General features: G+C 50.7%; 10 protein-coding genes. 5 read left to right on the forward strand and 5 right to left on the reverse strand.

All coding sequences use genetic code 11. The features are described from left to right. Positions 1–221: 221 nt before the first annotated feature. Positions 222–470 (reverse strand): hypothetical protein, encoded by a 249-nt coding sequence (locus ACEQ15_RS17770; RefSeq protein ID WP_370280596.1) that lies wholly within the window; start codon positions 468–470, stop codon positions 222–224. A gap of 247 nt (positions 471–717) precedes the next feature. Here ACEQ15_RS17770 and ACEQ15_RS17775 point away from each other — a divergent pair, with 247 nt between their 5' ends. From ACEQ15_RS17775 to ACEQ15_RS17785, 3 genes are all read left to right on the forward strand, one after another. Further along, the gene (locus tag ACEQ15_RS17775) at positions 718–2052 is read left to right on the forward strand and encodes a diguanylate cyclase (protein WP_370280597.1); all 1335 of its coding nucleotides are present in this window, start codon (positions 718–720) and stop codon (positions 2050–2052) included. Positions 2053–2176: 124 nt separating this feature from the next. Further along, positions 2177–2515, forward strand: a complete 339-nt coding sequence (locus ACEQ15_RS17780) for a carboxymuconolactone decarboxylase family protein (RefSeq protein WP_370280598.1) — start codon at positions 2177–2179, stop codon at positions 2513–2515. 284 nt (positions 2516–2799) lie between these two features. Continuing rightward, positions 2800–3342, forward strand: coding sequence for a hypothetical protein (locus tag ACEQ15_RS17785; protein WP_370280599.1), 543 nt, complete (start codon positions 2800–2802; stop codon positions 3340–3342). A gap of 112 nt (positions 3343–3454) precedes the next feature. Here the strand turns inward: ACEQ15_RS17785 and ACEQ15_RS17790 are convergent, their stop codons facing one another. After that, a complete protein-coding gene (locus tag ACEQ15_RS17790) occupies positions 3455–4882 on the reverse strand; it encodes an APC family permease (RefSeq protein WP_370280600.1) in 1428 nt (475 codons plus the stop codon). A gap of 259 nt (positions 4883–5141) precedes the next feature. Next, positions 5142–6092, reverse strand: coding sequence for an agmatinase (gene speB, locus ACEQ15_RS17795; protein WP_370280602.1), 951 nt, complete (start codon positions 6090–6092; stop codon positions 5142–5144). A gap of 131 nt (positions 6093–6223) precedes the next feature. On the opposite strand from speB, the gene ACEQ15_RS17800 reads away from it, so the two are divergent. After that, positions 6224–7162, forward strand: coding sequence for a LysR family transcriptional regulator (locus ACEQ15_RS17800; RefSeq protein WP_370280603.1), 939 nt, complete (start codon positions 6224–6226; stop codon positions 7160–7162). Between the two features lie 94 nt (positions 7163–7256). Further along, entirely contained in the window at positions 7257–7763 is a 507-nt protein-coding gene (locus tag ACEQ15_RS17805; protein ID WP_370280604.1) for a Crp/Fnr family transcriptional regulator, read from the forward strand. A gap of 106 nt (positions 7764–7869) precedes the next feature. Here ACEQ15_RS17805 and ACEQ15_RS17810 read toward each other — a convergent pair whose 3' ends face one another. Both ACEQ15_RS17810 and ACEQ15_RS17815 read right to left on the reverse strand, forming a co-directional pair. After that, positions 7870–8172, reverse strand: coding sequence for an excalibur calcium-binding domain-containing protein (locus ACEQ15_RS17810; RefSeq protein ID WP_370280605.1), 303 nt, complete (start codon positions 8170–8172; stop codon positions 7870–7872). Between the two features lie 33 nt (positions 8173–8205). Then, positions 8206–8628, reverse strand: a complete 423-nt coding sequence (locus ACEQ15_RS17815; protein WP_370280606.1) for a hypothetical protein — start codon at positions 8626–8628, stop codon at positions 8206–8208. Between the last annotated feature and the right edge of the window lie 426 nt (positions 8629–9054).

The raw sequence follows: 9054 nt of genomic DNA on the forward strand, positions 1-9054 counted from the left end.
GTTGCGCCTTGAGTCTGAAAAATCGCGTTGCATGCCCCTGAATCCGGGTACTTCAGCTCCTCGTTGGACAACATTCCGAGAAAACAGGCCTCGAGGAGTATTCATGAAAAATCCGGGCTAAATCACAGCTTGTCAGGGAGTTTTCAGAGTTGCTTAAGACGCGTCTGCAAGAGATGGCCGATGCGAGTGAGGGGTTGTTTGTGTGTAAAACTAGCAGATAACTATTCGAGAGAGATTACAACTTTCTCGCCCTTATCATGCTCTTCAATCTCGATAAGCGTTCCGCTTACGTCAGGATTCAGCGAAAGCTTAACGATTTCATCCACATCAATTCCTTTTTGCTCTAGCTGTTCCGCCGCAAGTTTTGGAAACAAAGCCGAGGCGACCTTCAAGACACTGCCGGGAATGGTGATTGTGGTCTTTGGTTTATCAGTATTGAGCTTGAACACGCGAATTTTCACATCAGCCATGATGCTCACCTCGTCAGACAGGTATCAGGTAGTAGACGTCCGTAGATACACGGGGCATGTTTCCTTGAAGGATAGGCTTCATCGGAGAGGGATCAATTTTTCAATACATCCTTCCTATCATGCATGTCGGGTCGAATTAATAGCGGTATCTTTCAGGCTATTGTTTGAATTCTTGCCGCAGGCCTTTGTGGTTTTGGGCGATTCGTAATAGGCTTTGTTTAGTTGTGTCTATTACGCTTGGATCAGAATGCGAATTGGTATCCGCAAAAAATTAGTTGCGCTTTTTGGCTTATTGATAGCCCTCAGCTTGGTGCACTATTTCAAGATTAAGCAGGCAACTGAAGATGCTTCGCGCCAACTTGAGTGGGTTGAGCATACCCATGAAGTGATTGTGACCAGTGAGATATTGCTGGGACAGCTAAGGGATGCTGAAACCGGACAGCGAGGATACCTGCTGACCGGCGAGCCCGACTACCTTGAACCCTATCTTAGTGGAGTTGAAGGCACGAAGAGCCTTTTGACAACGCTTCAATCCTTAACCGTAGATAATGCAGAACAGCAGGAAACGCTGCAGCAGGTTAGTGCGCTGGTCGATCGGAAGTTTGCTGAACTCTCTGAAACGATTGAATTCGCCAGAGCTGGAGATACCGAGCGTGCGTTGCAGATCGTAAAGGAGGATGTCGGCAAGCATCTAATGGACCGGATAAGGGATCAGATCGGCGGATTTCGCAAAGTAGAGCAGCAACTGCTGATTCAGAGGGAGGCAGCCTACGAACGCAGCCAGCAGTATCTGGAGTTCTTGTTCTTTGCCGAGGTGATTGTTCTCATCCTGATGATCTTCGCCATCTCCATTTATATACAGCGGACACTTGTGAGGCCGCTTGTTGTGATGGCAAAGGATGCCAAACGCTCTGAATCGGATGGATGTCGTTTCAATGCAGCTTCAACTTCATCAGATGAAATCGGTGCCTTGGCTCGTGCCTTAACGTCCATGCAAAAGGCGATTGACGAGCGTACAGCAGAGCTGGAAGAACTGTCGGAAGAGTTAAAGCGGGAACGGGACAACGCCCTCCAATCTTCGGTGACTGACGCATTAACCGGACTAAATAACCGAAGGAAATTTGACGAAGTTATCGAAAACGAATTGAAGCGCGCCTATCGAGACCGAAGTTATCTTGATCTAACACTGCTCGATATCGATTTCTTTAAGAGTATCAACGATACCTATGGGCATGCCAAAGGGGATGAGGTACTGAAGGATGTGGCGCAATGCCTGAAAAACATGTCCCGGCGCCCAAACGACTTTGTATTTCGGATCGGTGGGGAAGAGTTTGTTTTCTTAACGTCACGGCAGGATACAAGGTGTGCTACTGCGTTCGCTGAGCAGTTGCGGGCCAGTGTTGAAGCCTTACAGCTACCGAATCAGGGCAGCAAAGTAAGCGATTTTGTCACCGTATCGGCGGGTGTGGTATCGGTCGTTCCGGGTCCTGAGGACACAACCGATAGCTTGTTGCGTGCAGCTGATCGGCGACTTTATAAAGCCAAAAGTGAAGGTCGAAACCGCGTTGTCGCTGCAGACTGAAGCGGGCAGGCACTGTTAAGTAGTTAGGTTATGGTAGTTGCAGGCTGGGTTGGTTTCTGCACCTGCTATCCTTAAACGAAGCAAGACACCTCACCAACCATTCACGCTGAGGAGGTAAGGCCTCATGTCGGATAATCCACTTCCTTCAACCTACAGGCGCATCAGGAACAAGTACCCGAGAATGGCGAAAGCGATTGATGAGCTGGGCAGCGCGGTCAGGCAGGAAGGCCCGATTGACCTAAAGAACGCCGAGCTAATCAAGCTGGCAGCAGCGGCCAGTATGCATTCTGAGGGTGCAGTACATAGTCATGCGCGACAAGCCAGGGCGGCAGGTGCCAGCACGGACGAGATTCATCACGCGATCATTCTGCTCACGAGTACCATCGGCTTCCCGGCGGTGATGGCAGCGTTGAGCTGGATCGACGATGTTATCGATCATGGCGATGTGGGGCATTACCCCTGAGATAGCTTCGATCTCTCGCTAATTAGCACCTTTACTGGTTCCCATGGTCCCCGTGGGAACCCATATGGAGCCAAGCATATCTCACCTATGCATTCCCACGCAGAGCGTAGGAACGAGTCAATTAGCACCTTAGACTGGTCCTCAATAAGGAACCATGATCACCTCCTGTGCCTGATGTTTTAGGGCGGGGCGACTAAGCTATAGGTAAGGCGCTACAGACGAGCGTCGTCCCTCTGTGCGCCTGTACGATTAGTTGTTCTAAACACAAAACAGGAGGTGGGTTTATGAAACGCCTCTACTATCTCACCGATACGATCGACAGTACCGAAAGTATCTCTAACGACCTGCATCGTCTGGGCATCACCGATTGGAACTTGCATGTGCTTAGCAAAGATGATGACGGGCTTTTCCGGCACCATATTCACGGCGCCAATACGCTGCAACGGCTTGATGTGATTCACTCTGGTGAGCAGGGTGCGTTGATCGGCATCGCCATCGGTTTGTGCGCGGGTACCGCACTGATGGTGGGTAAACCGTTTGGGCTGGAACTGGACCTGATTGCTATCGCTGCCATTGTGATTCTGTTCACCCTGTTTGGCACCTGGGTGGGTGGCATGGTTGGTCTTACTAATGAGAGTTACAAGATCAAACGTTTCCATAACGATCTGGAAGCGGGGCGATACCTGATCATGGTCGACTTCCGGAAGAAACAGGAGCAGCAGGTTAGGGAATTGATGGACGAACATCACAAGGAAGCCCTGTTCGCCGGACAGGACTCTACCTGGGTCAATCCATTCAAATTGGCGAGCGAGAAGATCGGTCATTGATGCCACTGATCCCGAAAATACAAGTAGGATCTCTGGGTAAGAATGAAAAAAGCCCCTGACAGTGAAACCATCAGGGGCTTTTTCTATGTTGTGAATACGGTGTCCGCGGGGCTTATGCGGATGCGTTTTTCACTTTGATATGGCCAGACTCACGCTGCTGCTTTTGCTTTAGCTTCTCGCCACGGTGTACCAGGAACTCACCGATGATCAGGGTGATGATGACTCCGCCACCAACCTGAGCCAGCAGGGACATATCCAGTGGTTCGCCCGGTACCCAGAAGAACAGTAGGATCGCCATCGCCAGTACAACGATACACATTACAGACATCAGCATACCAACCGCGTTACCGCCCGGCACCTTGAATGGGCGAGGGTGGTTAGCATCGGAGACGCGCAGTTTGATGAACGCGAAGTGCATACCGATGTAAGGCATCAGGAAGATGATCGCGCTGAAGGAGAACAGGGTCCAGAACAGCTCTTCCGCGTTGTTGGCCATGAAGCCGTACAGCACCAGAATCGCAGAGCTGATTACGCTGGTCATAACCGCTGCACCGATTGGTGCTTTGTGTTTGCGGTTTACCCAGCCGAATACTGCTGGCATCTCTTTTTCGTCCGCTGCTTCTGCTACTGCACGGTTACCACCCAGGGTCCAGGTCACCATCGTGGAGTACAGGGTGAACAGCATCAGCGCACCGATCACCAGGGCAAACGCGTTACCCAGATCAGAACCGCCAAACAGCTCTTTCAGAGTGGTTGCCAGGATATCGATCATGTCGATGTTTTCAGCCGGTACCGCTGCCAGTACACCTGCGGTACCGAAGATGTAGAACGAAGCGGTAACCAGACCGGCGATCAGCATGGCGCGTGGAATGCTCTTCTTCGGATTACGGATCTCGTCACTTTCAGCACACACCAGCTCGACACCCAGGCAGCCGTATACGATCACCGGAATGAACGCCAGGCCTTCATCCAAGTTGGCCATCGCGCTGCTCAGGCTGATGTCGTTGGCAAAGCCGTTGTTCAGGCCGTACATCAGGCCCGCAACACCCAGCGTAAGGATGATGATGAACTTGATTGGGGTGCCCAGGTTTGGAATCCACTTACTCTTTTCCAGAGGCAGGCAGTTGGCCCAGGTGGTCAGCCAGCACAGTGCGATACCCATACCGATCTGCGACCAGAGGCTCATCTCCGGAGCAAACAGCGCGGCGTAGATACCGGCAAACATGATGTACACCGCAGGCATCCAGAGTGCGATGTTGATCCAGTACAACCAGGTGATACGTGCGCCCCAGCGGGTGCTGAATGCATCACGAATCCAGGCGTAGATGCCGCCCTGTTCCGGGTATGAAGTACCCAGCTCGGCGGTAACAAGGGTGTTAGGGATAAAGAAGATTACCAGTACAACCAACCACCAGAAGATAGCGGATGGTCCCACAGCCGCTGACATGGCAATTTGGTCTACGAGGAGAATTGCGGAAACCGTGTAGAGGGTTACGTCGGTCGTCGTCAGTGTCTTTTTATGAGTATTGGGATTGCTCATGGGTTCTCTCTAATTATTGTTTTGAGTCTAAGCCCCGATAATCGCTACTGCATCAAAAAGTCGTCCGGTGAGGGTGTTGAAAGCTCCGGTTTGGAACAGCGCTTCAACGTTGAAAATCCATTTAGGCAGGCGGCACTATCATGAGATTAGTGTGCGGTCCCTAATGAAATCGTGGTATACCCTGTTGAGGGGTATATGTGGCGCGCCCAGGAATGACGCGCCTTGTAGAGATGCTTATATGGGAGATTTGAACGTGTTCTTAGCGCTTTTGTGACGCCAAAACGTACAAAAACTCCAATGCCAGAGTTGCTGCTGCCAGTGATGTGATCTCAGAGTGATCGTAGGATGGTGCGACTTCCACCACATCCATACCCACCAGATCAAAGCCTTTCAGACCACGAATCACCTTCAAGGCACAGTCGGTGGTGATACCGGCCGCAACCGGCGTGCCGGTGCCTGGAGCAAAGCTTGGATCCAGGCCATCGATATCGAAGCTCACATACGCCTGCTTGTCACCCACACGAGCTCTGATTCGTTCCAGTACTGCTGCTGGACCATGGTCGTTTACCCAGGCTGCATCCAGGACTTCAAACGGGTGGTCATCCTGATCAAACGTGGTGCGGATACCGATCTGGATAGAGTGCTCGGTATCGATCAGACCTTCCTCAACGGCATGGTGGAACACGGTGCCGTGATCGTATTTAGAGCCGCCGGAGTAGGTGTCGGTGTGGGCATCAAAGTGGATCAGCGCCAATGGACCGTAGTGCTTGGCGTATGCGCGTAGCAGCGGCAGAGTGACGAAGTGGTCACCACCAAAGCTGAGCATCTTCTTGCCGGTTTTCAGAATGCGATCTGCGTGGGCTTCGGCATTTACCACAAAGCTTTCCGGCTCACCGTACTGGAAGAAAATATCACCGCAATCGATCACCTTCAGGTGGTCATCCAATGCGAAGTCCCACGGCCAGCGCAGGCCTTCCCATACCAGGTTAGATGACGCTGTACGCACACCTTTTGGCCCCATGCGAGAACCGGAGCGGCCGCTGCATGCCAGGTCGAACGGGATACCGGACACCACTACGTCCGCATCACTGGCTTCAATCTCGCGATCGAATGGGAACTGCATAAACGTATCGGTGTAGGTGGCGTAGATCGGCACATACTCCTCGTTGGCTTTCAGGTGTGCTTCGTTTTTAGAATTTTGACCAGCCATGCTGAGTACCTCTGATAGGGGATTCAATCTGTATGTCTACCAAGGTAAGTTTTGGGCTGTTATAAAGGAAATGAATTAATATTATCTGTACATGCATAGGATGAATTATAGTTTTCGATTGGGGAGACAGTATGTCGTTGGATGAACTCGATAGCCGTTCGGGGCAGTTGCTGCGTAAATTTGACCTGAACCTGCTGATTATCTTCGAAGCGCTGATCACCGAGTGCCACGTCACCCGTGCGGCGAAAAAGGTCTACCTGAGCCAGCCTGCGGTCAGCCACGCGCTGAACCGTATGCGCGAGGAACTGGGCGATCCGCTCTTAGTCCGCACCGACAAAGGAATGCTGCCGACACCACGGGCACTGGAGATGTTGCCCGCAGTGCAACAGGCCCTGAAGCTGCTGGAAGCAACCCTGTCGCCACCACAACCGTTTGATCCGGCAACCAGCACACGTCGCTTTGTGATTGCGACCACTGACTACTTTGAACTGGTGCACTACCCGGCGCTGGTGGCCCGGTTACGTGCGCAGGCGCCCAATGTCAGCGTGGAGATCGAGTTGATTGCCGATCAGGTACTGCAGTCGGGCCTGGAAAACCGAGAGGTAGATCTGGTGGTGGGCTTGGAATCGTTTCACGATATTCCAAAGAGACTGGTGACTGAGCTTTGGGTAACCGACGAGCTAGTCTGTCTGGCAGGGCAGGCAAACGATGTAGTTACGGAGAAATTATCGTTGGATGCGTTTATCCAACAGCCCCATGTGGTGTTCACCGATGTGGCAGGTGCGCGCCCCAATGCCGTGGATCTGTGGTTGGACAAGCAGGGGCTTAAACGCCGCTCTGTGTCGTGCAACCTGAGTTACGCAGCCGCCGCACGTATCGTTGCCATGAGTGACGCAATCATCACCTTGCCCCGCCAGATGGCGGAGCTGTTTACGCAGATGTTGCCGGTCAAGCTGGTGGCACCGCCGGAAGGCCTGGGATCGATCGATATGACCGTGATCCACCATCCTCTTTATGCCCAAGATCCGGCCATTGCTTGGTTGATCGAACAAGTAAAAAAGGGCGTATAAGATTCATATAGATGTGAACGCGGCTAGACTGAAAATGGAGTCGTGGTTATATCAAGCCATACTTATATAAGTGCAGAAGTTTGAGGTAAGGGGCATGGAAATACTGGATGCAAAACAGGTGATCTATTCGTTGGGGATGCCTTACTTCCGAGAATTGGCGACTTTTGGTGCGTTATCTGATGAAGCCATTCAAGACCTGCTCAATCGCGGTAAAATCATGAAAATGGACAAGGGCGACTTCATCACCATGCCAACGGGGGAATCCAGCTTTAAGGTGGTGTTACAAGGTAAGATGGCGTTCTACCGTGGCTTTGAAGAACGTCACGTCCTTACCCGATATTTCGAACCTGGCGAGCAGATGGGCTTCGACTGGATGATCGGCCTGATCTCCCATGAAGGTACTGATGTGGCAGTGGAAGATAGTGTGATTGTTGAGATCAGCTCACAGCAATTCTTTGATATGCATGTGGACCATCCTGCTGATTTTGGTTTGTTTATGATTAACCTGTCGCGGGAGTTGTCACGTGAAATTGCCATGCTGGAAGATGTGATTGGTAAGAGTACGGGGTGGCAGGCAATGGAAGAGGGAAAGGGGAGCTGAAGAAAATAACGGATGCGCGAGTGTGAAGCATCCGCTACAGGATTATCAAAGCACAAAGAGCTGGATCGACGGGAATTGATAGCCGCTTTGACGAACTAAACATTAGTTAAAAGCGGGAGTCGTTTTCGCAAGGTACTCCATCTCTATCGCCGTCCATCTTGGTATTTGGGCAATTGTTGATGAAGAATACCGCCTCTGCACGTGATGTCATTTGACTGCAGTGTTGCCGTCCATCGCATGAAAATCTGGGGGTAGGATTATAAGGCGCGGGTTGTAACTGTTGTTCGTTTGTAGGAGCAGCGATAACTGAGTGAGAAGTATGCGTAGACTTCTGGTAGTACTGCCACCCTGCGGTGACAACCAGAGCTAGTAGTAAAAGTTTTCTCAACGTAAATGTCCCTATTTTCAAATGAGATACTGGCTAAACGTTTTAACCGCAGCACTACTCGGTGATCGTATAGCTATATGCTACTGGTAAGGAGTTCTTGATATTGGGTATGCCAGAGATATTGGTTTCGAAGTCATGCTCCTTGTACATGTATCCTCTGACGTAAACACTTTCTTCTTCAACGACTTTGGTTTCGTCCATGAAGATAAACTTTAATTGCATACGTTCAATTTTGTCATAGGCCCCAGAGATATCTGTGTTTGTCCAAAGAACGCTGCCGGTTAGTTTATAGTTGTTCTTGCTGATTTCTTTGAGATTGTAATTTAGGTCAAAATATTCAGTTTTATAAATGCACTGAGATTTGCCTGTGGCACAAAGATTAGCACGAATTTTTGTAACATCTTTTCCGATGTATTTGGAACTACAGCCGGTCATTGCGACCAAGACAACAGAGTAAGTTATTAATTTACGGAGCATCCTGCTTCCTTGTAGTTGCGTTTATTGGTTAATGATTTTTCGGTCAGACCGTACAAGGTTACGGAGCTTGCTAGGTCCTTTGGGGACGCAACGAGAGACAGTGGAGAGAAGAGTAAACGAACCATTCCATGGCCTAACGGGAACATCCTTTGGCAATCATTGCCGGGAGGTAAATCTATCAGTTGTCGTGTTTACGGACAATGGTGGTGATGGATGTTGTTGAGGCAGGGCAAGTATGAGGATTTGTAGCAGCGGTCTCTGACCGCGACAGATCAAGATCCGGAAAATGTCGCGCTCGGAGAGCGCTTATATGGACCCGCCCGGTTTGGCAAATAGTGCTTTCGACGTTTAGAGGTAAGATGCACGCTTATATCCGGCTTCAGTATTGGACCTGTACACGGCCCTAGCCATTATGAGATGTGCACT

This window comes from Pontibacterium sp. (assembly GCF_964228735.1).
Lineage (GTDB): Bacteria > Pseudomonadota > Gammaproteobacteria > Pseudomonadales > Balneatricaceae > Pontibacterium.